The following is a 23,742-nucleotide window of genomic DNA, read 5'->3' as shown; positions in this document are numbered from 1 at the left end:
TCCGCCCCTAGATCCGGCACGCGTGGATAGTGCTCACCAGGATGGCGCGCGCGCCGAGGTCGTAGAGCTCATCCATGATCCGGTTGGTGCTGTGGCGCTTCACCATGGACCGGACGGCAACCCAGTCGGAATCACGCAGCGGCGAGACAGTGGGCGATTCAAGACCCGGAGTCAGCGCCGCGGCCTGATCCACCAGTTCCTTGCGGATGTCGTAATCGAGCAGCACATACTGGCGCGCGACAAGCACCCCCTGCAGCCTACGGATCAGGATGTCCAACCCGACAGGCGCTGCGCCTTTGCGCCCGATGAGGACTGCCTCGCTTTTCAGGATGGGTTCGCCGAAGATCTCCATGCCGGCGGCCTTCAGGGTGTTTCCCGTTTCGACGACATCCGCGATCGCGTCTGCGACGCCGAGGCGCACTGACGATTCCACAGCGCCGTCAAGCCGGACAACCGTGGCGCTGACGCCCTGCTCAGCCAGGAAGTCGCGCAGGAGCCCGTCATAACTGGTGGCCAGGCGCCGCCCCTCAAGTTCGGCGACGGAGCTGAAGTTTCCGACCGGGCCGGCGAAGCGGAACGTCGACGCACCAAAGCCCAAAGGCAGAAGCTCTTCGGCTTCCACCTGGGCGTCAAGGAAGAGATCGCGGCCGGTGATTCCGACGTCGAGGGTTCCGGAACCGACATAGACGGCTATGTCCCGCGGCCGGAGGAAGAAGAATTCAATCTCGTTCTCGGGGTCCACCATCACCAGTTCACGGGTGTCGCGACGCTGGCGGTAGCCCGCCTCGCTGAGCATTGCGGAGGCGGATTCGGACAGGGATCCCTTGTTGGGGACTGCAACTCGAAGCATGGGGTTCCTTTGGGAAGGAGGGTTTTGCGGGAGACGTTGCCTGAAAGCAGGCTCTGGGCCGCGCGCGAGTTCTGCGAAGATTGTCGCCGCGCGGCTACAGATGCTTGTAAACGTCTTCCAGCGTGAGTCCCTTGGCGATCATCATGACCTGGAGGTGGTACAGCAGCTGGGAAATTTCCTCTGCAGCAGCTTCATTCGACTCATACTCGGCGGCCATCCACACTTCGGCGGCCTCCTCGACTACTTTCTTGCCGATGCCGTGCACGCCTGACTCCAGCTCGGTCACGGTGCGTGACCCCGATGGACGGGCGGCAGCTTTCTCGCTCAGCTCGGCGAAGAGGGTGTCGAAGGATTTCACTCTGTCTAGGTTACTGGGTTCCATGAGATACGCCGTACCGGGGCCGTTCTGTGTGACGAAACTCCCGACGCGAGGCCTCCCTGAGGTTCACGTGCCCCAGGGCCCCAGTACAGCAGCTGTTGCCAATGCTGCGGCGGTGGCTTCATATCCCTTGTCCTCGCTCGATCCGGCGAGCCCGGCGCGGTCAAGGCCCTGCTCTTCGGTATCGCAGGTCAACACGCCAAAGCCCACAGGCACACCCGTGCGCACGCTGACTTCGGTGAGTCCCGACGTCGCAGCCTGGCATACGTAGTCGAAGTGCGGTGTGCCGCCGCGGATGACTACACCGAGAGCGACGACGGCGTCATAGTGGGGCGCCAACCTCGCCGCTGCGACCGGCAACTCAAAACTGCCCGGTACGCGAATCACCACGGGTTCGATGCCGGCATCCGCGGCGGCCCGGCGGGCGCCGTCAAGGAGCCCGTCCATGATGGCGGTGTGCCAACTGGCGGCAATGACGGCGAGCCGGACGGGCTCCTGCTGTTGGTGCGCAATGCTGGTGACGTCGATGGTGGGGGCGCCGTGTCCGGCCATGGTTCTCCTTGGGATGGGGGGGTGGATTGGCGGAAGGAACTGTCAGCTCTGCTGAACGATCTTTTCCTGGGGACGCTGGTGGAACCGCTCCTCCAGATGGGACAGCTGGTGGTTGAGGCGGTCCCGCTTCGTCTCGAGGTACTGCTGATTTTCCAGTCGCGATGGAATCTCGGAAGGCACCATCGACACCACGGTGATGCCGTACCGCTCAAGGTGTTCCCGCTTGACGGGATTGTTGCTCAGCAGGCGGATCTTTGTGATGCCCAAAGCGGTGAGGATTCCTGCCGCGGCCTGGTAATCGCGCGCATCGACCGGAAGACCAAGCTGCTCGTTTGCCTCGACCGTGTCGGCGCCGTTCTCCTGCAGCGCATACGCGCGCAGCTTGTTGGCAAGGCCGATCCCGCGACCTTCCTGGCCCCGCAGATAGACAACCGACCCGCCTTGTTCCTGAACCAGCCCGAGCGCCTGCTCAAGCTGCTCACCGCAGTCACAGCGGTAGGAGCCGAACACATCGCCGGTGAGGCACTCCGAGTGTATCCGGACCAGCGGGGCACCGTCATCGATGTCCGTGCCGGGCGCGGACATTGTCAGGTGCTCCACGCCGGAGGCCGCATCCGTCCAGGCCTGCGCGGTGAACGGTCCGTACGCCGTCGGAATAGTGACTACGGGACCGCCGGTAACCGCGCTCATCCAGCGGCTCCCGTGTCGCCTGCGGCAAGGTACTCCACCAGGTCCTCGATCGAAATCAGCGGCGCCTGGAAGCGGGTGGCGAACTCACGCAGCGCCGGCAGGCGCATCATGCCGCCGTCGTCGTGCGTGACTTCCGCAATAACGGCGGCCAACTCCACACCGGCCAGCCGGCACAGGTCAATTGCAGCTTCGGTGTGACCGCGCCGCTCCCGCACTCCGCCCTCCACCGCCCGCAGGGGGAACATGTGACCCGGCCGCGTGAGGTCAGCGGGAACCGCCGACGACGACGCCAGCGTCCTGGCGGTCAGTGCCCTGTCCGCGGCGCTGATACCGGTGCTCACGCCGACGGCGGCGTCGCAGGACACGGTGTAAGCCGTTTGCTTGGCGTCCTGGTTGTTGATCACCATGGCGGGCAACTCCAGCCGGTCCGCGGTTCTCCCGGTCATCGGAACGCACAGCACGCCCGAGGTGTACCGGATGGTCCAGGCGGTCAGTTCCGTTGTGGCGAACTGGGCAGCGAAGATGATGTCGCCCTCGTTTTCCCGGTTGGCGTCGTCAACAACGACGACGGCGCGGCCGCCGCCATTGCGGCAACGGCCGTGTCCACCGGGTCAAGCACAATCTCAAGCACCGCACCGCTCTGCGGGTCCGGGGCACTGCCCGCGCCGCTGCGAATCATGCCCGGCCTTCCTTTCCCGTGAACGCGAGCAGCCGCTCAGCGTATTTGGCCAGGACATCCATCTCCAGGTTCACAGGATCTCCGATGTTCTTGGCTCCCAGGCCCGTCTCGGTGAGGGTTGTGGGGATCAGGCCGACCTCGAACCAGGGCTCGGGTGTTCCGGCGTTGCTCACGGCCGTCACCGTCAGTGAGACACCGTCCACGGCGATGGACCCCTTTTCAGCGGCATAACGGTCCAGAGGGACGGGCAGACTGAAACGCAAGCGCTCCCAATCGCCGAGATTCTCACGCTCGAGGAGCGTACCGACGCCGTCGACGTGACCCTGCACAACGTGGCCGTCCAAACGGCCGTTCGCCGGTACGCAACGCTCAAGGTTGACCCTGCGGCCCTCCGTCAGGCCCCCGATTGTCGTACGCCTCAGCGTCTCCCCCATCACATCCACGCTGATTCGGCCGTCGTCGATAACGGTCGCGGTCAGGCATACCCCGTCCACAGCGATGGACCCGCCGGGCTCGAGCCCGGCCCCTGTGGAACCGGCCTCGAACACAAGCACCGCGCTGCCGCCGTCCGGCGAGGTGCGGAGGGCGGTGACGTTGCCCCGCCCGGAAACAATTCCTGTGAACACTTAGAGGCCTTTCGTGATGGGCGCCGGAGGCGGCGCAATGGGTTTGAGGTGCAGCCGCACGTCGTCGCCGAGCTGCGTGAGACCCGCGGCCCCGTCCGGGTCCAGACGCCACACATGGGCGTCAGTAAGCGTTGCCACACCGAGCCGTTGGAAGGCGGGTACACCGGCGCCAAGGAGCATCGGCGCGACATATGCGAAGAGTTCATCGGCAAGATCAGCCATGAGGAAGACTCCGACCAGTTGCGGGCCGCCCTCTACGAGAACGTGCCGGACGCCCCGGCTGAACAATTCAGTCAACACGGCCAGCGGATCACGGGTTTCCAGGTGCACAAATCCGCTTCCACGCACCGCGGCATCCCCGGGGATGCCCCGTAGCCCGACGGCAACCCGCAGCGGCTGGCGGCTGGCATCGGATCCGTCCAGGGCCCGCGCGGTGAGGCGGGGATTGTCGGCAAGGACGGTGCCGGTGCCCACCAGGACGGCGTCGACGCGGGCACGGATAGTGTGCCCGTCTGCGCGCGCGTGCGGGCCGGTGATCCACTGGCTTGAGCCGTCCGCTGGCGCGGATTGTGCATCCAGGCTCTGCGCCACTTTGACTGTAACGAAAGGGCGCCGGGCCTGCACGGCAACGAGCCAGCGGCGGTTCAGCTCCGTTGCGGCATCTTCGAGGAGCCCGCCCGCCACATCGATTCCGTGGTTGGCGAGCCGTGCGGCACCGCCGGCGGCATCAGGAGTGGGATCGGCAGCCGCGTACACAACGCGCGTGATGCCGGCTTCCATGATCGCCTCGGTACAGGGACCTGTGCGACCGGTGTGATTGCAGGGCTCCAGCGTCACCACCATGGTGCAACCGGCGGGATCCACCCCCTGCAGGGCCGCACTCTTCAGCGCGGCTACTTCCGCATGGTCAGTGCCGGCGCCCAGGTGGAAACCGGTGGTTACCATTGCGCCGTCCCTATCCAGAACAACAGCGCCCACCAGAGGGTTGGCGCCGCGAACGCCCTGGCCGGCGAGCAGGAGCGCGTGCTCCATGGCCATCATTTCGGGTGCGGTGAAGCCGGCGGATCCGGTTGTCATGGCAGGCTCGGCTCAGGACTGGGTGCGTGATCAACCGGGTGCGCGGCGGCCTGCCGCTGCGCCCGGGCCCACACAACAAAGCCTACGAGGGTGAAGATCCCGTAAAACAGGTACATGAAAGCTGAAGCGTAGTAGCCGGCGCTGAACAGGAGCGGGACGCCAACGACATCGACTGCCACCCAGATGAGCCAGAATTCCACCCAGCCCTTGGCCATTCCGAACGTGGCCAGCAGAGATCCGACGAAGGTCCAGGCGTCCGCCCAGACCGGCTCGTACGAACCGAGGGCCCGGAAGAGCGGGGTCACGGCCACAGTGCCGAGGACCAGGGCGGCAACGAGCCCCAGACGTGTTCGGTTTGTTGCCCAACGCGGGGTAATTGCCGCGCCGGCATCCGATTGTGCCTGCCGCCACCGGCGCCATCCGTAGACTGCGACAGCGATGAACATGACCTGGCGGGCAGCCTGTCCGAGGAGATTCGCCGTGGAAGCTACACCGAACACCGAACCGAGAAAGACGGTGAGCAGGAGCAGGTTACCGGCGATGCCGACAGGCCAGGCCCAGACCTTGCGGCGCATTCCCCCGAGCGCGCTCAGGAGACCGAAGACATTGCCGAGCACTTCCCGAAGCAGCAATGGACTGCCGCCGATGAAAAGTTGGGCTTCGAAGAGCCACCTCAGTAGATCCATACTGTTCCCTTTAGAACTCGCGATGACGGCTCCGGGGAACGACAGGCAGGGCCGGCGCTGCCGACGGCGCATGAGGCACCGACGACAGAGCACAGCCAAAGCTGCACGTGCTTCTCCCATCCAGACTCTAACTGTCGGTGCCGGAATTTCACCGGCTCAACCGTTTGCTGCCCCAGGGGGCTGCGCGCGGGTCGCGGACTATAACCGCCGGTTCGGAATTACACCGACCCCGGAGCACGTTGTACGAGCTTATTCTTTCACATTTTTGGGCGCGTCGGACTTTCCTGCCGGCTTTGCGTCCACGCCTGCTTCCTTCCGCTGTTGAGGCGTGATCGGTGCAGGAGCAGCCGTGAGCGGGTCATAGCCGCCGCCGGATTTCGGGAAGGCGATGACGTCGCGGATGGAGTCGCTGCCGGCAAGCAGTGCGACAACCCGGTCCCAACCGAACGCGATGCCGCCGTGGGGCGGTGCGCCGTACTTGAAACCCTCCAGCAGGAAGCCGAACTTCTCCTGGGCGTCCTCGGGGCTGATTCCCATAACAGCGAAGACCCGTTGCTGAACATCCCGCTGGTGAATACGGATCGAGCCGCCGCCAATCTCATTGCCGTTGCAGACAATGTCGTAGGCATACGCGAGGGCACTGCCCGGATCGGTGTCGAAAGAGTCCAGGTACTCCGGCTTCGGTGAGGTGAAGGCGTGGTGAACCGCCGTCCACGCACCGGTCCCCACGGCGACGTCACCGGCGGCGACGGCGTCCGACGCCGGCTCGAACATGGGCGCATCAACGACCCACACGAATGCCCACGCCGCCGGATCGATCAGCCCGGTGCGGTGACCGATCTCCACCCGTGCAGCACCAAGCAAGGCACGCGAGGAGGACTTCTCGCCGGCGGCAAAGAAGATGCAGTCCCCCGGCTTCGCACCGACAGTGCCGGCCAGCCCATCCCGCTCGGCGTCCGTCAGGTTTTTGGCGACGGGACCACGGAGGCTGCCGTCGTCGTCGATGAGGACGTACGCAAGCCCCTTCGCTCCGCGCTGCTTGGCCCATTCCTGCCAGGCATCCAGCTGACGGCGCGGCTGGGAGGCTCCGCCGGGCATGACGACGGCGCCCACATACGCAGCCTTGAACACGCCGAATCCGGTGTCCTTGAAGTACTCGGTCAGCTCGGTCAGCTCGAGACCGAACCGAAGGTCCGGCTTGTCAGAGCCGTAACGCGCCATGGCATCGGCGTAGGTCATGCGCTGGATCGGAGTGGGGATCTCGACGTCGATCAGCTTCCACAGCGCCGTCACCAGCTCCTCGCCGAGCGCGATGATGTCATCCTGCTCGACGAAGCTCGCCTCGATGTCCAGCTGGGTGAACTCGGGCTGCCGGTCGGCACGGAAGTCCTCGTCCCGGTAACAGCGGGCGATCTGGTAGTACTTCTCGAAGCCGCCCACCTGGAGAAGTTGCTTGAACAGCTGCGGTGACTGCGGCAGTGCGTACCAGGACCCTGGGGCCAGACGGGCCGGAACCAGGAAGTCACGGGCGCCCTCAGGCGTCGAACGGGTGAGGGTGGGTGTCTCAATCTCCACATAGCCGTCTGTGTGCAGAAGCTCGCGGGCCACCCGGTTCGCCTCGGAGCGCAGGCGGAGGTTGGCGTTCGGCGTTGGGCGGCGGAGGTCCAGGTAACGGTGCTTCAGACGCGCCTCCTCGCCCACCTCGACATGCTCGTCGATCTGGAACGGCAGCGGGTCCGAGGTGTTGAGAATTGTCACCTTCTCGGCGATGACCTCGATCTCACCGGTTGCAAGCGCCGGGTTCTCGTTGCCCTCGGGGCGCTGCTCGACGGTGCCGATGATCTGCAGCACGTACTCATTGCGCAGGCCATGGAAGACGTCCTCCTCGCGCACCACTACCTGGGCGACGCCGGATGCGTCACGAAGATCGAGGAATGCCACGCCGCCGTGATCACGCCGACGGGCCACCCATCCGGCGAGAGTGACGGTCTGTCCAATGTGCCCGGTCCGTAGTGAACCCAGGTCATGTGTGCGCAGCACAGCATTCCTTCCGGTGGAATTAAATCCAGTCTGTGAATCGTGGTTGAATCTCAGTGTTCGAGTTTACCGCCGGATGAGATGCATTCCCGGCCACACTTATCACCGGACGGGGACCATCGCTAAATGCCGCAGGCATTGAACAGACAACTCGGCGGGTTCGACGCCACCACCGTCGGCATCGGATCCATCATTGGAGCCGGCGTTTTCGTTGTCTTCTCCCCGGCAGCCGCAGCCGCCGGCTCCCTGCTGCCGCTCGCAGTCGGCCTGGCCGCCGTCGTTGCCTATGCCAACGCCGCAGCATCCGCCCAGCTGGCGACCGTGCATCCGGTGAGCGGCGGTACCTATACCTACGGGCGGCGCCAGCTCGGCGAATGGCCGGGCTTCCTGGCCGGGTGGAGCTTCATCACCGGGAAACTTGCCTCGTGTGCAGCGATGGCGCTCACCTTCGGGCTGTACGCCGCTCCGGGCTTTGAGAAAGCTGCAGGGGTGGCAGCCGTAGTGGCCCTGACTTCCGTTAACCTGTTAGGCATCACGCGCACCGCGCTGTTGACGCGGATCATCGTTGCGCTGGTGGTGCCTGTCCTCTCCTTCGTCATTGTTGTGGCCTTTGCCCAGCCTGCCGACGCCCCCGGCGCCGTGCCGGTTGGACCCACCGGCGTCCTGCAGGCGGCCGGGCTCATGTTCTTCGCGTTCGCCGGCTATGCACGTATTGCCACGATGGGCGAGGAGGTCCGCGAGCCCGCGCGCAACATTCCGCGGGCTATCTTCGGCGCACTCGGTTTCACCCTGGCCCTGTACCTCCTGCTCGCGTTCGGCCTGCTTCGCGCGGTGGGGCCGGACGCCCTCGCTGACTCGCAGGCGCCTCTCACCGAAGTATTCCTGCCGAATGGGTCCTTACCTGGGCTGGCAATGGCGATTGCGGCGGCACTGGCGAGTCTCGGCGCACTGCTCGCGCTGATCAGCGGGATCGCCCGCACAACCCTGGCTATGGCGCGAGAGGGTGATCTGCCGCGGGTTTTCGGCGCGGTGTCAGCCCGCCGTGCCACACCGTTCGCAGCGGAGCTGGCGACTGCCGTCGTCGTCATTGCACTGCTGCTGGGAACCGATGTCCTGACGGTGGTGGGCTTCTCCAGCTTCGGTGTGCTGCTCTACTACGCGGTGGCGAACCTCTCCGCGCTCACCCTGGCCTCGCGTCCCTGGTACGCTCCGCGGGCGCTGAATGTACTCGGCCTGACGGGATGCCTGGTGCTCGCGTTCACGCTTCCGGTGCGGTCGGTCCTGACCATGACCGTCATTCTGCTGGTGGGGCTGCTTGGCCGCGCCGCTATGCTCCTCGTACAACGACGACGGCACTGACGGCGGCACTACAGGGCAGCGCGCCGGCTCAGCCCTGAGGCAGGACGGCCGGCCAGCGGTCCTCAACGGGAGGGGTCCACGACGAGGGATCAGCGACGCTCTGCTCCCCTGATCGAATGTCCTTGACCTCATGGGTGCCGTCTTCCGAGGTGAACCAGACGAAGGGAATGCCCCGGCGGTCCGCGAACTTGATCTGCTTGCCGAACTTCTCGGCCGTTGCCGCAACCTCCACGGGAATCCCGCGACCGCGCAACGCGGCGGCAACATCCTGGGCGGCGGACCAGGAGTCGTCATTCGCGAGGGTGACCAGGACCGCCGTCGGTACCTGGCGGGAGGCAGCCGCGAAGTCCTGGCTCAGAATGCGCGTCACTAGGCGCGTAACACCGATGGAAAGCCCGACGCCGGGGAAGGTCAGGTTGCCCTTGCTCGCCAGCGCATCGTAGCGGCCGCCGGAGCAGATGGAGCCGAGTGCCTCATGACCGACCAGCACCGTCTCGTAGACCGTGCCGGTGTAGTAATCGAGACCGCGCGCGATGCTCAGATCGGCGATCACCTTCCCCGGTGCGCGTTTCGATGCCTCTGCGATGACTTGCTCGAGTTCGGCAAGTCCTTCCTCAAGCAGCGGGTCTTCAACGCCAAGGGCGCGCACCCGGTCAACGAAGGAGGTGTCTTCCGTGCGGATCCCGGCGAGGCTGAGGGCGGCTTCCGCCTGCTCGGCCGTGGCGCCCAGCTCGGTTTTCAGCAGCTCCGCCACTTTCGCGGGGCCGATCTTCTCCAGCTTGTCGATGCTGCGCAGCACCCCGGGAGTGTCCGTCAGACCGATTCCCCGATAGAAGCCTTCAGCCAGTTTCCGGTTGTTGATGCGCAGCTGGAAGTCGGGAATCGGCAAGGCGCTGAGCGCCTCGGCGATCACGAGGGCAAGCTCGATGTCGTAGCGGAACGGGAGTGCGCCGTCACCCACCACATCGATATCCGCCTGGGTGAACTCCCGTGCCCGTCCCTCCTGGGGACGCTCCCCCCGCCAGACCTTCTGGATCTGGTAGCGGCGGAACGGGAAGGCAAGGTGGCCGGCGTTTTCAACCACATAGCGTGCAAAGGGAACAGTCAGGTCAAAGTGCAGCGCCAGCGAGTCGTCGCCGGCGGCGCCGGTGTCCTCATCCTGGAGGCGCGATACCGCGTAGACTTCCTTGTCGATCTCCCCCTTGCGCAGCAACTGACCCACTGTTTCAACCGCGCGGGTTTCGACGCTGGAGAATCCGTGAAGCTCGAACGTCCGTCGCAGGGTGTCCAGAACGTGCAGCTCCACCAGACGTTCCTGGGGCAGCCATTCGGGAAATCCGGACAACGAGGACTTTCGTGCCATACGGCAACTCTCCTTGGGAAATGATGCTGGTGTCCCCAACCGGGCGGTTCGGGATGCTGGGGAAGCCGAGAGGTAAGCGGTCAGCTGTGCCTACACTGTCTGCGGCATTCATTTTAGTGGTTCGTGCCGGACCGGACTAACCGGACCGGGAGTGCCAGGGTAAAAGTGGGCAGCACCCGAAACAACCGCCGGACACAGGAGGTCGCGTGGCCGTTGATCGTCGCGGACGCGAAATGCGCCGTCATATCAGTCAGATCGAGGCCCGGCGGGAGCTTGAGCGCGCTCAGGAGAAACGGCGGCGGAAAGACAGCACGACGGCGGGGATAGCGGCCGCGGCGGTCCTCGCCATTGCTTTCGCCCTGCAGGTGTTCTGGTTCAGCTCGAATCCCACGGCCGCGCAGATGGACGTTCTTGACGAGGCACCCGGTGTTGTGGAGACCGCGCCGGCGGAGCCGACGGCGAATAGCTCGAACATTCCGGATCCGTCGAGTGCAGCGGGGAAAGTGTTCACGGGGACCCTTGCCACCAGCGTCGGCGACATCGGTGTCCAGCTGGACGGAAGCAAGGCCCCTCAGGCGGTAGCCGTCTTCACCTCGCTCGCCCAGGAGGGGTTCTTCGAAGGCAAGACGTGCCACCGGTTGACTACCGCGGAGACCATGGGCGTGCTGCAGTGCGGGTCCCTCAACGGCGATGGTGCGGGTGATCCGAACTACCAGTGGGGTCCGGTGGAGAACACTCCTGAAGACGGCGTCTACCCTGCCGGCACCATTGCCGTGGCCCGCGGTGCTGCGACGGACAGCAATGGGACACAGTTCTTCATTGTGTACAGGGATTCCCGGATTCCACAGAACACCGGCGGATACACCATCATGGGTTCGGTGACCTCCGGTCTGGACCTTGTCCGGCAGGTTGCCGAGGCCGGAGTGCAAGGCGGCGGCGAGGACGGAGCCCCGGCAACGCCTGTGACGATAGACTCATTAACCTTGCAGTAATCAACGGGACACGGCCATGTGGGCCGTCCATCGAGCGAAAGACTTTTAGCGGTGACAAACAGTCAGCAATCCGACGAAATGCCTGTAACCGAAGCGACCGGGATCGAGCAACCTGAGGCTGCAGCAGAACCTTCTGCTACTGAGCAGCCCACGGCGCCGGCTCCTGAGCAACCGGCCGCGCCGGTGCCGGGAGCCGCAAACGCTGCGCGTCCCCGCCCCACCCCTGCCGCGATGGCACCGCGGCCCAACGGTCCCGCCGCGCCCGCCGTCGTTGCTGCTCCCCCGATTCACAGCACCCCGCTGGCGGAGGCGGAGAAGTTCGCCCGCGTGGAGGAAGACGGTCATGTCTTCCTGCTCGTGGACGGCGAGGAGTTCCCCGTAGGCCAGTACCCGGATGCCCCGCGCGAGGAAGCGCTGGGCTACTTCGTGCGCAAGTACGACGACGTCGCCGGCCAAGTCACACTGCTGGAGCAGCGGGTCCACGCAAAAGCACCCACCACGGACATGAGGAAGACCGCCGCCCATCTTGCCGAGCAGGTCTCCGAGCGGAAGATGGTCGGCGATGTCCGTGCCCTGGAGGCCCGGCTTGAAGCACTGGTCAGCCTCGTCACGGAGCTTGAGTCCGCGGAGAAGGCCGAGCAGGACGCCGCCCGCGCCCGCGAAAGGGAAGCACGGGAGGCGATCGTTGCCGAGGCCGAGGAGATCGCCGGCCGCGATCCGTCCACCGTGCAGTGGAAGGCCAGCAGCAACCGGATGAACGAATTGTTTGAGCAGTGGAAAGCTGCTCAGAAGTCCGGGCTTCGGCTCGGGCGGGGCACCGAGGACGCACTGTGGAAGCGGTTCCGCTCGGCCCGCACTATCTTCGATCGTCACCGCAGGGCGTACTTCTCGCAGCTCGACAATGACAACGCAGAGGCAAAACAGGCAAAGGAAGCACTGATCCGCCGCGCCGAGGAGCTTTCCGCCTCGACCGACTGGGGTCACACTGCAGCCGAGTACCGGCAGCTCATGGACGAGTGGAAGGGGTCGAAGCGGGCGAGCCGCAAGGACGACGACGCCCTCTGGACCCGTTTCCGGGCTGCACAAGACGTGTTCTTTGCTGCCCGCAAAGCTGCAAACGAGGCCATTGATGAGGAATACGGTTCAAACCTCGTGGTAAAGGAAGCCCTCATCGCGGAAGCGCGTCAGCTTCTGCCAGTCAAGGACGCCACCGCGGCCCGGAAGGCACTGCAGTCGATTCGGGACCGCTGGGAAGAAGCCGGGAAGGTTCCCCGGGCGGACATGGGGCGCGTCGAAGCGCGCCTGCGTGAAGTGGAAGATGCAGTGCAGGCCGCGGAGCAGGAGCACTGGCAGCGCACCAACCCGGAGACCAAGGCACGCACCAACAGCGCGCTCAGCCAGCTCGAGAGCACCATCGCGTCCCTCGAGGAAGACCTGGCAGCAGCGGAGAAGAACGGGGATGCCCGCCGGATCTCCGAGGCACGTGAGGCACTCGAGGCGCGCAGGCAGTGGCTGGACATGCTGCAGAAATCGGCGCAAGACTTCTCGTAGGCACGTACGGCCCTCCAGGCATGAAGTCCCGGTCCACCGTTATCCACAGCGGGTAGGCCGGGACTTTCCCTTTTCCTGCCGGTTGGGGAAGCTTGAGGCATGCCATATTCGCAAGGACCTCCTGTGCAGGGCCGCGGGCTTGCCCATCGGGACCTTGCCATCAACTCCACGGGCGGAGTGCTGTTCCACGGCGGAAGCCTGTTCAGTTCCGTCGAGTTGCAGGCCATGCGGATGGACGGCTTGATGGCGCATGTCTGCGGGGAGTCCTACGTGCGCACAGATCAGCCGTCAACTCCGGCGATTCGCGCCCAGTCAGCCATCAACACGGTTCCGCGCTCTCTCCACGCGCGGGTTGCGCTCGCCCGCCAGAGCGCGGCCTGGGTGTACGGCTGCGCCCCTGCTCCAGCTGTCGTCAGCTTGGTCACCGATCATCGCCGGCGCACAACGGCGCTTCCCGCCTTCTGTGATGCGGTGATGCATCAGGTCACCCTAGGGCCCTGCGATCTTTCCACAATCGGCGGTGTGCCAGTGACCTCTCCATTGCGGACTGCGCTCGACGTCGCAATTCACGGTCAGGATTTCTGGGCTGTTGAGACGCTCAAAAGCATTGCCGCAGCACCTGGACTGCGCTGCCCGCTGCACCTGGTGATCCTCTCGCTGGAGAGTTCCGTGCGGGTGCCCGGAAAAGCACGTGCGTTGAGTCGCTTGCGCGAGGCCCTGCGTGTCAGCCGCTAGATGCGCCGCTGGGATCCGGTGGTCCGGTAAACGTCAAACACGCCGTCAATCCTTCTCACCGCGCTGAGGATGTGGCTCAGGTACTTGGGATCGCCCATCTCGAAAGCGAACCGCGACATAGCCACCCGGTCGGTCGACGTGTTCACGCTCGCTGCCAGGATGTTCACATGGTTCTCGGACAACACCCTGGTCACATCCGAGAGAAGGCTCTTGCGGTCCAACGCCTCTACCTGAATCTCCACCAGGAACACACTGGACTGCGTGGGAGCCCATTCCACGTCCACGATCCGGCCCGGTTGGTCCCGCAGCTCCTGGACGTTCCGGCAGTCGTTACGGTGCACCGAGACCCCAGACCCCCGCGTGACGAACCCGACGATCGGATCGGGAGGGACCGGTGTGCAGCAGCGGGCCAGCTTGACCCAGACGTCACCCACACCGCGCACGGTGACGCCTGAATCCGAGAACTTGGGGCGCCGCGGCTGCGTTGCGACCGTCGCCTCAGCGATGTCTTCCTCAGCGCCGGCATGGCCGCCCATCTGGGTGACAAGGTGCTCGATGACGTTCTGGGCCGAGGAATGTCCGTCTCCAACAGCGGCGTAGAGCGCTGAAATGTCCGCATGACGCAGTTCCTGGGCCACCGCCAGCAGGGCGTCGTGCGTCATCATCCGCTGCAAAGGAAGATTCTGCTTCCGCATAGTGCGCGTCAGCTGGTCCTTGCCCTTCTCAATCGCTTCTTCGCGGCGTTCCTTGGTGAACCACTGACGGATCTTGTTCCGCGCCCGAGGACTCTTGACGAATCCCTGCCAGTCCTGGCTTGGCCCGGCTCCCTCCGCCTTTGAAGTGAAAATTTCCACCCAGTCGCCGTGGTTAAGCTCGCTGTTGAGCGGCACAAGCTTGCCGTTGACCCGGGCTCCAATGGTGCGATGACCAACCTCGGTATGCACGGCGTAGGCGAAGTCGACCGGCGTCGATCCGGCGGGCAACGCCATGACCTCACCCTTGGGCGTGAACACGAATACTTCACGGGCGTTGATCTCAAACCGCAGCGAGTCGAGGAACTCGTCGGGATCGGATGTCTCCTGCTGCCAATCCACGAGGCTGCGAAGCCATCCCATATCACTGTTGTCCGGAACACCGCTGGTGCCGGCCCCGCCCTGATTCTTGTACTTCCAGTGCGCTGCCACACCGTACTCGGCACGCCGATGCATATCATGTGTGCGGATCTGGATCTCAACGGGACGCCCGCCGGGGCCGATCACCGTCGTGTGCAGCGATTGGTACATGTTGAACTTGGGCATCGCGATGTAGTCCTTGAACCTGCCCGGGAGCGGGTTCCACCTCGCATGCAGTTGCCCCAGGGTTGCATAGCAGTCGCGCACCGAGTCAACGAGCACGCGTACACCCATCAGGTCGTGGATGTCGTCGAAGTCCTTACCCCGCACGATCATCTTCTGGTAGATCGAGTAGTAGTGCTTAGGGCGTCCTGTGATGGTGGACTTGATCTTCACCGAGCGCAGGTCCTCGCCGATCTGATCCCGGACGAGGTTCAGGTGCTTTTCGCGCTCCGGAGTGCGGTCCCCCACCATCCGCACAATCTCCTCGTAGACCTTGGGATGCAGCGCCGCGAAGGAGAGATCCTCAAGTTCCCACTTAATGGTGTTCATGCCCAGGCGGTGCGCGAGGGGTGCGAAGATCTCGAGGGTTTCCCGTGCTTTTCGAGCGGAGGATTCGGCTGATACGAAGCGCCACGTCCGCGCGTTGTGCAGCCTGTCAGCCAGCTTGATCACGAGGACCCGGATGTCCTTGGCCATAGCGACAACCATCTTGCGGACGGTCTCCGCTTGGGCTGCGTCGCCGAAGGATACCTTGTCCAGCTTGGTGACTCCGTCAACGAGCATTGCCACTTCCTGGCCGAAGTCACGCCGGATGTCATCAAGGGTGCAACTGGTGTCCTCGACGGTGTCATGCAGGAGAGCGGCGGCAAGGGTTGTCCCGGTCATGCCGAGCTCAGCGAGAATGGTGGCTACCGCAACCGGGTGGGTGATGTAAGGATCACCACTTTTGCGCTTCTGGCCCTCGTGACTGCGCTCAGCCACTTCATAAGCCCGCTTGATGAACTCAAGATCCTCTTTCGGATTGTTCGCGCGGGCGGTGCGCAACAGCGGTTCGAGGACCGGAGAATAATCTGTGGTTCCCCGTCCGGCAAGGCGTGCGAGGCGGGCACGGGTTCGTTCCCTGCGGCCAGGCGCGACGGCCCCTTCAGTAGCAACCGGGGACCCGGATCCGGTCGCGGGGCGCTCCGGCGGCGGAGCCACCGTACGGGTTGGTTGTGTACGTGCTTCGGTGCCCGGACCTGTGGACGGTCCGGTTCCGGACGGGCGTCCGGGACCACTGGCTTCAGCCACCCATTACCCCACTTCCGTTGGACTTCCGTCATCCCCACCGCGGACGGGTAAGGCTACAACATCCCACACTCACGGCTGCCTCTCCAAGTTTATCCGCCGTCCGCGGCATCCCGTGCACGTTTTGCCGTCCGCGTAGAGATCAGTGCCGCTTCCGGAAGATGGAACGCCAACGGCCCGGCACCTCGCAGGTACCGGGCCGTTGTCTCGGTGTGCGCCGCAACGCAGCGAGGTCACGCCGGAGCGGTATCAGCTTCCTTGGCTTCGAGGGAGCGGCGGTGCATTACGCGCTTCTCCTGCTTGCGGATGTCAGGCTCGTTCATCCGAAGCATCGCGTACATGGGAGCAGCAACGAACACGGTGGTCAGCGTGCCGATGATGATACCGACGAAAAGCGCCAGTGAAAGGTCCCGCAGGGTGCCCGCGCCGAGCAGCATCGCGCCGATGAAAAGAATTGCAGCGACTGGCAGGACGGCAACAACGGAGGTGTTGATCGACCTGACAAGTGTCTGGTTGACCGCCAGGTTGACCTGCTCTCCGAAGGTCCGCTTGCTGGACACCTCCAGATCTGCCGTATTCTCCCGAATCTTGTCAAAGACCACGACTGTGTCATACAGCGAATAGCTCAGGATCGTCAGGAAGCCGATGACTGCCGATGGAGTGACTTCGAAGTCACTGAGCGAGTAGATGCCGGCAGAAGTCACCATCACCACCACCAGCGCCGCCATTGCCGCAACCGACATCTTCCAGGTGCGGAAGTAGATCGCCATCAGCGCCGCGGCGAGAGCCACAAAGACAACCAGACCGATGATCGCCTGGCGGCTGACATCCTCTCCCCAGGTGGGCCCCACGAAGTTGGACGTGACGTCTTCCTCCGTGACGTTATAGGCGCCGATCAGCCCATCACGCACGCTCAGGGTTTGGTCATCGCTGAGTCGTTCCGTCTGGATACGCATGGTTTCCGGGGCAATGTTGGTTACCCGCGGAACCGCTTCCGGCACCACCTCGGTGACGGCTTGTTCGCCCGCGGCGACGGAAGTGTCCTGCACATTCGAGACGGTGAATTCTGACCCACCGCGGAAGTCGATGCCCAGGTTGAACCCACCCTTGATCACCGGAACCAGCAGCGAGAGCAAGATCGCCACACCGGCGATCATGAACCACAGGTTGCGCTTTCCAACGAAGGGATAGGACCGCTTGCCGGAATACAGTTCGTTTCCGAATTCGGCAAAACTGAACCGGCTCATCGGTTGTCCCCTTCCTTGGTTCCGCGTGCTTGCGCACTGACGGTCTTTTGTTCTTCAACGGCCTTCTGCTGTTCAGCCAGGCGCCGTTCAGCAATAGTCATGCGCCGCTCAGCTTCACCCGCAGCGGCCTTGTTCCGGCCGCGCAGTTCTACTGCGGGCCGCTCTACCGGCTTGTGCCGCACCCGGCCGGCTCCGCGGTACAGCGGAAGCACGCCGAGTCGCGAGGGATCAAGCCCGGACCAGCGGTGACCCTCGCCGAAGAACCGGGTCATGGCGAGCAGTCGCATTACCGGGTGGGTGAACAGGAACACGACAACGAGGTCGGCGATTGCCGTCAATCCAAGCGTGAACGCGAAACCGCGCACGTTTCCGACGGCCACGAAATACAGCACGACGGCGGCGAGAAGGTTCATGGCCTTGGACGCCAGTACGGTTCGCTTGGCACGCCGCCACCCGTTCTCGACAGCCGGGACCAGACCACGGCCGTCACGGAGCTCATCCCTGATGCGTTCGAAGTACACAATGAATGAGTCTGCTGTCTGACCGATTGCGACAATCAGCCCCGCTACACCGGCGAGGGATAGCCGATAGTTTTCTGTCCAGCCGAGGATGCAGATTGCCAGGTAGGTAAGCACCCCGGCCACCACGAGCGAGGCGATCGTCACCAGGCCGAGCATCCGGTACTGGAAGAGCGAGTACACAGCGACGAGAACCAGCCCGATCACGCCGGCGATCAGACCGAGTCGCAATTGGTCGGCTCCGAGCGTGGCGGAGATCTGCTGTTCACTCTGAATTTCGAAGCTGATGGGCAACGCACCGTACTTCAGCTGCTCTGCGAGAGCTGCTGCCGATTCCTCCGTGAAGCTGCCGCTGATCTGCGGACGCCCGTCAGGAATCACTGCGTTGGTGGTGGGAGCTGAAACAATAACGCCGTCCAGCACGATGGCGAACTGGTTCCGTGGATCTCCCGGACCGATGGCGAACAACCGCTCGGTTACTTCGCGGAAGGTCTCGGTACCCTCATCGTTGAAGTCGATGTTGACGACCCACTCATTCAGGGTCTGGCCCTGGGCACTGCGCGCCATGCCGTAATCGGCTGACTCGATCTCAGTGCCGCGAACCTCGACCGGACCGAGGATGTACTTCCCCTGTGTGTCCGGCTCGCAGGCAACCATCGGCTGGTCGGCGGGAGCCGGCTCGACTGCAGGCTCAAGTGCCTCCGGACTGGTGCAGTCAGTCGACTCGAACTCCTGCAGAAGCTCGGGGGTTATCCAGTTGGGATCGCTGGCACCAGTCGGTTCGGCACTCGGAGTGGGAAGCTGGTCTTCGGGCGTCGGCGTCTCAGCCGCCGGGGCAAGCCCAGGGCCTCCGAAAAGCACGGGCCGGAACTCCATCTGGGCCGATGCCTGGATCAGTTCCCGCGTCTCCGGTTCAGGGATGCCCGGGAGCGCGACAATGACGTTCTGTCCCGACTGCGTGCTGATCTCGGCCTCGGCGACACCGCTGCCGTCGACGCGCTGCCGGATGATCTCGACCGCCTGGTCAAGCTGTTCGGGGGTTATTTCCTCGCTGCTGCCCTGTACCTCGGGTGCGAGGATCATCTGGGTACCGCCCTCGAGGTCGAGGGCGAGCTTCGGTGCCCAGCTGGCGTTACTCCACAGCGAGCCTCCGCCGAGCAGCAAGGCGAGGAGTGCAAAGACTACGCCGAGCCATACGAGGGTACGTTTGGCGGCGGAGCCTGGGCCGGTTCGTGCCATGGTGCGTGAATCCTTTGGGTGTTGGAATTCGAGACGTGACGGGCCGAAGGAGTACGGCCGTGTCGCAGGTTACTGGTCTTTGTCGTTTCGGTCGCGCGCGTTTTCCCTGTTCAGCCGCTCGGTTGACTCTTCCGGTGTCTCTTCGCGAAGCGGGCGGTCAGCATCGCTGAGCGGGTCCGTCAGTGAGGAGGCGTCGTCGGGAACGCTGTGCTCTTCCTCGACCACCGGTTCCGGGGCGACCACCTTGCTCAGGGTCTGGGAGTGAACGGTCGCGGTAACACCCGGGGAAAGCTCGATAAGGGCCTTGTTGTTGTCCTCGTCGAGGGAAACGATGGTGCCGAAGAGACCGAAGTTGGTCATGACCTCGGTACCCGGGACCATCTGGGTGCGCTGCTCCGCGACCTGCTTTTTCATCTTCCGCTGCTTGCGGAACATGGTGAAGATCAGAAAGGCGAGAGCCAACGGGAGGAGCAGGCTGAAGATGTCAAACCCGCCACCCGTCTGCTCGGTGGTCTGGGCAACTACATTTGCGAGCACAGAGAAGATCCGTTCCTATATTTGGTCAGCACAGTCGGCTGCGGTGCAGGTGATTCCGACGCTGAAGTTCCGCGGCTGCGCGCGGTCCGCGGGAGCACTGCCTGACTATTAAGCCAGCAGTGTTTCCAAAGCTTTGACCGTGCGCTGCGCCACACGTCAGAACAGTCTACGGGGAATGGGCCTCAACTTTCGCACTAGCCGCTGTTGCGGCTCCATTCCGTTTCGCTCCCGAGCGCCATTTCGACCCCGGAAACGGGATCATCCTCGTATACCGGGAAAAGTCCTTCGGGCATGGCTGCTGCGATTGATGCAGGCATGACCAGACCCAGATGTTCCCACGCAGCTGCTGTGGCGATTCGCCCGCGCGGCGTTCTGCCGAGCATCCCCTCGCGCACGAGATACGGCTCGGCGACCGTTTCCACGGTCTCGGGTTCTTCCCCTACTGCAATGGCCAGAGTGGACAGTCCCACCGGCCCTCCATTGAACTTTGTCACAAGCGCCGTCAGCACAGACCGGTCGAGGCGGTCGAGTCCTTTGGCGTCAACCTCGTACATATCCAGAGCGGATCCGGCGCACCGTGCATCGATGACGTCCACGCCGTTCACAAGTGCCCAGTCACGAACGCGCCGGAGGAGGCGGTTCGCGATTCTGGGGGTGCCGCGGGAACGTCCGGCTACCTCAGCAAAGGCTGCGGAGTTGACCCGCATGTCCATCATCATGGCCGAGCGCCGGAGAACGAGCTCAAGCTCCGCCGTGGAGTAGAACTCGAGATGGCCGGTGAATCCAAACCGGTCGCGCAGCGGACCCGGCAGCAGCCCGGCGCGGGTGGTGGCGCCGACCAGGGTGAAAGGTGGCAGATCCAGCGGAATCGCTGTTGCGCCCGGCCCTTTGCCCACGATGATGTCTACCCGGAAGTCCTCCATTGCCATGTACAGCATTTCTTCCGCAGGGCGCGACATGCGGTGGATCTCGTCGAGAAAGAGCACCTCCCCCTCGGTCAGCGAGGACAAGATAGCGGCGAGGTCTCCGGCATGCTGGATGGCGGGGCCTGAACTGATGCGGAGGGGCGCATTCATCTCCGCGGCGATGATCATCGCCAGGGTGGTCTTTCCGAGCCCGGGAGGTCCGGAAAGGAGAACATGGTCCGCGCTGCGGCCACGCATCCGGGATGCTTCGAGGACGAGGGACAGCTGGCGGCGCACTCTTGCCTGACCGACGAAATCATCCAGGTTCTTCGGCCGCAGGGCTGCCTCGACCGCCCGGTCCTCCGGATCCACGGCCGGCGAGACAAGGGGCTGTTCCTGATCTGTCATCAGTTCACCGAAGCCCGTGCCGAGCTGCGGGCGCCATCCTGGCCCAGCCTGCGCAGTGTGAGCTTCAGGATGGAACCGACATCCCCAGATGCCGCAATCTCTGGAGAATCCTTCACTGCGGCGTCGATGGCTGAGCCGGCGTCCTTTTCCGACCAGCCCAGACCCATCATCGCGGCGAGAACCTGTGACTGCCAGGCGCCGGAAGCTGTAGTTGGGGTATCCGTCTCAAGCGGAATGAGTTTGTCAGCGAGTTCAAGCACAATGCGTCGCGCGCCCTTGGGGCCGATCCCCGGCACCTTGCTGAATGCTTTGTCATCCCCGGACGATGCGGCGGTGCGGATGGCCGCCGGGGCGTACACCGCGAGCACCGCCAGCGCCAACCGTGGGCCTACGCCGCTGACGCCCAGCAGTGTCTCGAACACCTCACGCTCGTCGGCATCCGTGAATCCGAACAGGGTCATGGAATCCTCGCGGACTATCAGCGAGGTGTTGAGCCTGGCCTGGTTGCCAAGCCGGAGGGTGGAAAGAGTCTGGGGCGTTGCCTGTACCTGCATTCCGAACCCGTTGACGTCGAGTACGGCCGAGTGCAGGCCCACATGGCTTACGGTCCCGGTCAGAGAACTGATCATGCGCTGGGCTCCAGATGCTGAGAATCGAAACGAATATCACCGAACATATCTACGAATCAGCGTACGTCCCGGCGCGGACTATCCGGCGCCGCCACACCGATGTACTCCGGCACGCAGACTACCCGGGAGTAGGTTCATCGCCGTTGACGCGCCTTCGCTTCCGCTTCCGCCCACAGCCGTTGGGCTGCGGTCTGGCCAACCCCACCCTGGCTTCGGGCTGAGGACGTAGTTCCGGTTCGCCAGGCGTGCGTGATGGCAAGTGCCAGTGCATCAGCGGCGTCGGCAGGGGTGGGCGGCGTTGCGAGGCGAAGGATTTTCGTCACCATCTTGGTCACTGCGGCCTTGTCAGACTGGCCGTTACCCGTCACTGCCGCCTTGACCTCGGTCGGTGTGTGAAGCGCTACCGGAATGCCCCGCCTCGCCGCCGCCGCTATCACCACGCCCGAAGCCTGAGCGGTACCCATGACGGTGCTGACGTTGAGCTGGCTGAAAACGCGTTCGACGGCGAGCACCGCCGGTGAGTGCGTGTCCAGCCACACATCCACTGACTCGGCGATCATCAGCAGGCGGCGATCGAGGCTGTGGTCAGCCGGCGTACCGACCACACCGACCGCCACCAGAGTGGCGCGCCGGTTCGGTTCGACATCGACCACGGCAAGTCCGCAGCGGGTCAACCCCGGGTCAACACCCATGACCCGCAGTGTCACGGGTGTCCCCCAAGATGGGCGGAGCGGAAACTAATCGTCGCTCTCCAGCTCAGCGAGCACGTCATCGCCGAGCTCCGCATTCGAGTACACGTTCTGGACGTCGTCGAGCTCTTCGAGCGCGTCCACGAGCTTGAGGAACTTGCGTGCGGCGTCCGCATCGAGTTCAACCTGCATCGACGGGACAAACTCGACCTCGTCGGTCTCGTATTCGATACCGGCTTCTTCGAGACCCGCGACGACCGCGCGGAGGTCTGTGGGCTCGGAGTGAACGTCGAATGATTCACCCGACTCCTTCACCTCTTCAGCGCCTGCGTCCAGGACTGCCATCAGGACATCATCCTCCGACAAGTCTTTCTTCGGCAGGGAGACTACGCCTTTGCGCGCGAACAGGTAGGCGACCGATCCGGGATCAGCAATTGATCCACCGTTTCGGGTAATGGCGACCCGGACCTCCGAGGCTGCACGGTTCTTGTTGTCCGTGAGGCATTCGATGAGCAGCGCCGAACCCTGGGGTCCGCGCGCTTCATAAATGATCTCCGAGTAGTCGACGACTTCGCCGGTGAGCCCAGCGCCGCGCTTGACCGCCCGGTTGATGTTGTCGATGGGAACGGACGTCTTCTTGGCCTTCTGCACGGCAAGCTCGAGGGCCGGATTGCCCGCCAGGTCAGCGCCGCCGGCGCGGGCCGCCACCTCGATATTCTTGATCAGCTTCGCGAAAGACTTGGCGCGCTTGGCGTCAATCACGGCCTTCTTGTGTTTGGTGGTAGCCCATTTAGAGTGCCCCGACATGCTCTGCCCTTCTTTGTGCGATCAACGATAGGAAAAGCTCATGGATGCGATGCTCACCGGTCACTTCCGGGTGGAAGCTCGTGGCGAGCAGGTTTCCTGAGCGAACTGCAACAATCCTAGCGACCGGCTGTGCCCTGGCACTGTCACGCCCAGTGTGGGCACCGTGCTCGGCGGGCGGCGTATCCGGCGCCTCGACCTGTGCGAGGACCTTCACCGACTCCCCTACCTTCTCCACCCACGGGGCCCTGATGAACACCGCGTGGACGTCGGAGCCGTTCCCAGGCAGTTCCTCAAACGGGAGGTCCGTCTCGAAGGACTCGCGTTGCCTGCCGAAGGCGTTGCGGCGGACCACGATATCCAGGCCCCCGATGGTCTGCTGGGGATTGCCCGCCAGGTCAACGGAGGGATCAGCAATGGTGTCCGCGAGCATGATCATTCCCGCACAGGACCCGTAGACCGGGAACCCTTCGCGGATGAGTTCGCGCAGCGGTTCGGCGAGCCCGAACGCGCGGGTCAGCTTGTCCATGGTGGTCGACTCCCCGCCGGGGATGATAACGCCCTCGACCTGCTCCAGCTCGCTGGGGCGCCGGACGGCTGACGCCTCTCCGCCCAAGGATTTGATCACCCGGATGTGCTCGCGTACGTCGCCCTGCACTGCGAGAACGCCAACGCGCAGGGCGGCACCGCCAAGGGAAATGGTGGAAGTCACCGACCCAGTCTAGTTTGGCGCTGGGACTGTCGGGCGCCATACCGGGTAGGCAACGAAAGCGCGATAAGTTAGACAC

At 64.1% G+C, this 23,742-nt stretch carries 22 protein-coding genes, 1 pseudogene and 1 riboswitch; of the genes and pseudogenes, 4 read left to right on the top strand and 19 right to left on the bottom strand.

What is annotated here, in order from left to right; all coding sequences use genetic code 11:
* Positions 1–7: 7 nt before the first annotated feature.
* From hisG to aspS, 9 genes and pseudogenes are all read right to left on the bottom strand, one after another.
* The gene (gene hisG, locus AC1MBU_RS09750) at positions 8–850 is read right to left on the bottom strand and encodes an ATP phosphoribosyltransferase (protein WP_056547474.1); all 843 of its coding nucleotides are present in this window, start codon (positions 848–850) and stop codon (positions 8–10) included.
* A 94-nt stretch (positions 851–944) separates the two neighbouring features.
* Entirely contained in the window at positions 945–1,208 is a 264-nt protein-coding gene (locus AC1MBU_RS09745; RefSeq protein ID WP_277357215.1) for a phosphoribosyl-ATP diphosphatase, read from the bottom strand.
* A gap of 87 nt (positions 1,209–1,295) precedes the next feature.
* A complete protein-coding gene (gene ribH, locus AC1MBU_RS09740; protein ID WP_277357216.1) occupies positions 1,296–1,781 on the bottom strand; it encodes a 6,7-dimethyl-8-ribityllumazine synthase in 486 nt (161 codons plus the stop codon).
* 42 nt (positions 1,782–1,823) lie between these two features.
* A complete protein-coding gene (ribA, locus tag AC1MBU_RS09735) occupies positions 1,824–2,471 on the bottom strand; it encodes a GTP cyclohydrolase II (protein ID WP_479787100.1) in 648 nt (215 codons plus the stop codon).
* A pseudogene (gene ribB / locus AC1MBU_RS09730) lies at positions 2,468–3,057 on the bottom strand (3,4-dihydroxy-2-butanone-4-phosphate synthase). The gene ribA and the pseudogene ribB overlap by 4 nt, the downstream one beginning before the upstream one ends.
* 89 nt (positions 3,058–3,146) lie before the next feature.
* Positions 3,147–3,776, bottom strand: a complete 630-nt coding sequence (locus AC1MBU_RS09725) for a riboflavin synthase (RefSeq protein WP_479787098.1) — start codon at positions 3,774–3,776, stop codon at positions 3,147–3,149.
* A complete protein-coding gene (gene ribD / locus AC1MBU_RS09720) occupies positions 3,777–4,853 on the bottom strand; it encodes a bifunctional diaminohydroxyphosphoribosylaminopyrimidine deaminase/5-amino-6-(5-phosphoribosylamino)uracil reductase RibD (protein WP_479787096.1) in 1,077 nt (358 codons plus the stop codon). It lies immediately after the preceding gene.
* A complete protein-coding gene (pnuC, locus tag AC1MBU_RS09715; protein ID WP_471673484.1) occupies positions 4,850–5,539 on the bottom strand; it encodes a nicotinamide riboside transporter PnuC in 690 nt (229 codons plus the stop codon). Before pnuC ends, ribD begins: the two co-directional genes overlap by 4 nt.
* Positions 5,540–5,643: 104 nt before the next feature.
* Positions 5,644–5,780: riboswitch (FMN riboswitch) on the bottom strand.
* 8 nt (positions 5,781–5,788) lie between these two features.
* Positions 5,789–7,579: an aspartate--tRNA ligase gene (gene aspS / locus AC1MBU_RS09710; RefSeq protein WP_479787095.1), complete on the bottom strand. Its 1,791-nt coding sequence runs from the start codon at positions 7,577–7,579 to the stop codon at positions 5,789–5,791.
* Between the two features lie 123 nt (positions 7,580–7,702).
* Between aspS and AC1MBU_RS09705 the strand changes: the two genes are divergently transcribed.
* Positions 7,703–8,935, top strand: coding sequence for an APC family permease (locus AC1MBU_RS09705; protein WP_479787094.1), 1,233 nt, complete (start codon positions 7,703–7,705; stop codon positions 8,933–8,935).
* A gap of 28 nt (positions 8,936–8,963) precedes the next feature.
* Here the strand turns inward: AC1MBU_RS09705 and hisS are convergent, their stop codons facing one another.
* Positions 8,964–10,298: a histidine--tRNA ligase gene (gene hisS, locus AC1MBU_RS09700; RefSeq protein WP_479787093.1), complete on the bottom strand. Its 1,335-nt coding sequence runs from the start codon at positions 10,296–10,298 to the stop codon at positions 8,964–8,966.
* A 206-nt stretch (positions 10,299–10,504) separates the two neighbouring features.
* On the opposite strand from hisS, the gene AC1MBU_RS09695 reads away from it, so the two are divergent.
* From AC1MBU_RS09695 to AC1MBU_RS09685, 3 genes are all read left to right on the top strand, one after another.
* Positions 10,505–11,290, top strand: coding sequence for a peptidylprolyl isomerase (locus AC1MBU_RS09695; RefSeq protein ID WP_318532995.1), 786 nt, complete (start codon positions 10,505–10,507; stop codon positions 11,288–11,290).
* 51 nt (positions 11,291–11,341) lie between these two features.
* Entirely contained in the window at positions 11,342–12,841 is a 1,500-nt protein-coding gene (locus AC1MBU_RS09690; RefSeq protein ID WP_471673480.1) for a DUF349 domain-containing protein, read from the top strand.
* A gap of 99 nt (positions 12,842–12,940) precedes the next feature.
* Positions 12,941–13,576, top strand: a complete 636-nt coding sequence (locus AC1MBU_RS09685; RefSeq protein WP_277358372.1) for a hypothetical protein — start codon at positions 12,941–12,943, stop codon at positions 13,574–13,576.
* Here the strand turns inward: AC1MBU_RS09685 and AC1MBU_RS09680 are convergent.
* The 9 genes from AC1MBU_RS09680 to pdxT form a co-directional block, all read right to left on the bottom strand.
* The gene (locus AC1MBU_RS09680) at positions 13,573–15,891 is read right to left on the bottom strand and encodes a RelA/SpoT family protein (protein WP_277358413.1); all 2,319 of its coding nucleotides are present in this window, start codon (positions 15,889–15,891) and stop codon (positions 13,573–13,575) included. The two genes, AC1MBU_RS09685 and AC1MBU_RS09680, sit on opposite strands and share 4 nt — an antisense overlap.
* A gap of 320 nt (positions 15,892–16,211) precedes the next feature.
* On the bottom strand, positions 16,212–17,225 hold the full coding sequence (gene secF, locus AC1MBU_RS09675; protein WP_056547443.1) for a protein translocase subunit SecF: 1,014 nt from the start codon (positions 17,223–17,225) through the stop codon (positions 16,212–16,214).
* A complete protein-coding gene (gene secD / locus AC1MBU_RS09670; RefSeq protein ID WP_056547440.1) occupies positions 17,222–18,982 on the bottom strand; it encodes a protein translocase subunit SecD in 1,761 nt (586 codons plus the stop codon). Before secD ends, secF begins: the two co-directional genes overlap by 4 nt.
* Before the next feature lie 69 nt (positions 18,983–19,051).
* Positions 19,052–19,519 carry a preprotein translocase subunit YajC gene (locus AC1MBU_RS09665; RefSeq protein ID WP_479787092.1) on the bottom strand — a complete coding sequence of 156 codons (468 nt, stop codon included), beginning with the start codon at positions 19,517–19,519 and terminating at the stop codon, positions 19,052–19,054.
* Between the two features lie 194 nt (positions 19,520–19,713).
* Positions 19,714–20,832, bottom strand: coding sequence for a Holliday junction branch migration DNA helicase RuvB (ruvB, locus tag AC1MBU_RS09660; RefSeq protein ID WP_277358374.1), 1,119 nt, complete (start codon positions 20,830–20,832; stop codon positions 19,714–19,716).
* Positions 20,832–21,461 (bottom strand): Holliday junction branch migration protein RuvA, encoded by a 630-nt coding sequence (gene ruvA, locus AC1MBU_RS09655; protein ID WP_277358375.1) that lies wholly within the window; start codon positions 21,459–21,461, stop codon positions 20,832–20,834. The genes ruvB and ruvA overlap by 1 nt, the downstream gene beginning before the upstream one ends.
* A gap of 134 nt (positions 21,462–21,595) precedes the next feature.
* Positions 21,596–22,168, bottom strand: coding sequence for a crossover junction endodeoxyribonuclease RuvC (gene ruvC, locus AC1MBU_RS09650; protein ID WP_277358376.1), 573 nt, complete (start codon positions 22,166–22,168; stop codon positions 21,596–21,598).
* A 30-nt stretch (positions 22,169–22,198) separates the two neighbouring features.
* Positions 22,199–22,957, bottom strand: coding sequence for a YebC/PmpR family DNA-binding transcriptional regulator (locus tag AC1MBU_RS09645; RefSeq protein WP_056547429.1), 759 nt, complete (start codon positions 22,955–22,957; stop codon positions 22,199–22,201).
* Complete coding sequence (gene pdxT, locus AC1MBU_RS09640) at positions 22,941–23,666, bottom strand: pyridoxal 5'-phosphate synthase glutaminase subunit PdxT (protein ID WP_277358377.1); 726 nt, start codon at positions 23,664–23,666, stop codon at positions 22,941–22,943. Before pdxT ends, AC1MBU_RS09645 begins: the two co-directional genes overlap by 17 nt.
* Positions 23,667–23,742 lie beyond the last annotated feature (76 nt).

It is taken from the genome of Arthrobacter sp. PTI12 (assembly GCF_056679915.1).
Note: the sequence above shows the minus strand (reverse complement) of the source record. Positions and strands in the feature narration are given on the sequence as shown.

Coding starts and splice junctions, on each gene's coding strand:
- hisG (WP_056547474.1), bottom strand. CDS start 850: ATGCTTCGAGTTGCAGTCCCCAACAAGGGATCCCTGTCCGAATCCGCC.
- ribH (WP_277357216.1), bottom strand. CDS start 1,781: ATGGCCGGACACGGCGCCCCCACCATCGACGTCACCAGCATTGCGCAC.
- ribA (WP_479787100.1), bottom strand. CDS start 2,471: ATGAGCGCGGTTACCGGCGGTCCCGTAGTCACTATTCCGACGGCGTAC.
- ribD (WP_479787096.1), bottom strand. CDS start 4,853: ATGACAACCGGATCCGCCGGCTTCACCGCACCCGAAATGATGGCCATG.
- pnuC (WP_471673484.1), bottom strand. CDS start 5,539: ATGGATCTACTGAGGTGGCTCTTCGAAGCCCAACTTTTCATCGGCGGC.
- AC1MBU_RS09705 (WP_479787094.1), top strand. CDS start 7,703: ATGCCGCAGGCATTGAACAGACAACTCGGCGGGTTCGACGCCACCACC.
- hisS (WP_479787093.1), bottom strand. CDS start 10,298: ATGGCACGAAAGTCCTCGTTGTCCGGATTTCCCGAATGGCTGCCCCAG.
- AC1MBU_RS09685 (WP_277358372.1), top strand. CDS start 12,941: ATGCCATATTCGCAAGGACCTCCTGTGCAGGGCCGCGGGCTTGCCCAT.
- secF (WP_056547443.1), bottom strand. CDS start 17,225: ATGAGCCGGTTCAGTTTTGCCGAATTCGGAAACGAACTGTATTCCGGC.
- secD (WP_056547440.1), bottom strand. CDS start 18,982: ATGGCACGAACCGGCCCAGGCTCCGCCGCCAAACGTACCCTCGTATGG.
- ruvB (WP_277358374.1), bottom strand. CDS start 20,832: ATGACAGATCAGGAACAGCCCCTTGTCTCGCCGGCCGTGGATCCGGAG.
- ruvA (WP_277358375.1), bottom strand. CDS start 21,461: ATGATCAGTTCTCTGACCGGGACCGTAAGCCATGTGGGCCTGCACTCG.
- AC1MBU_RS09645 (WP_056547429.1), bottom strand. CDS start 22,957: ATGTCGGGGCACTCTAAATGGGCTACCACCAAACACAAGAAGGCCGTG.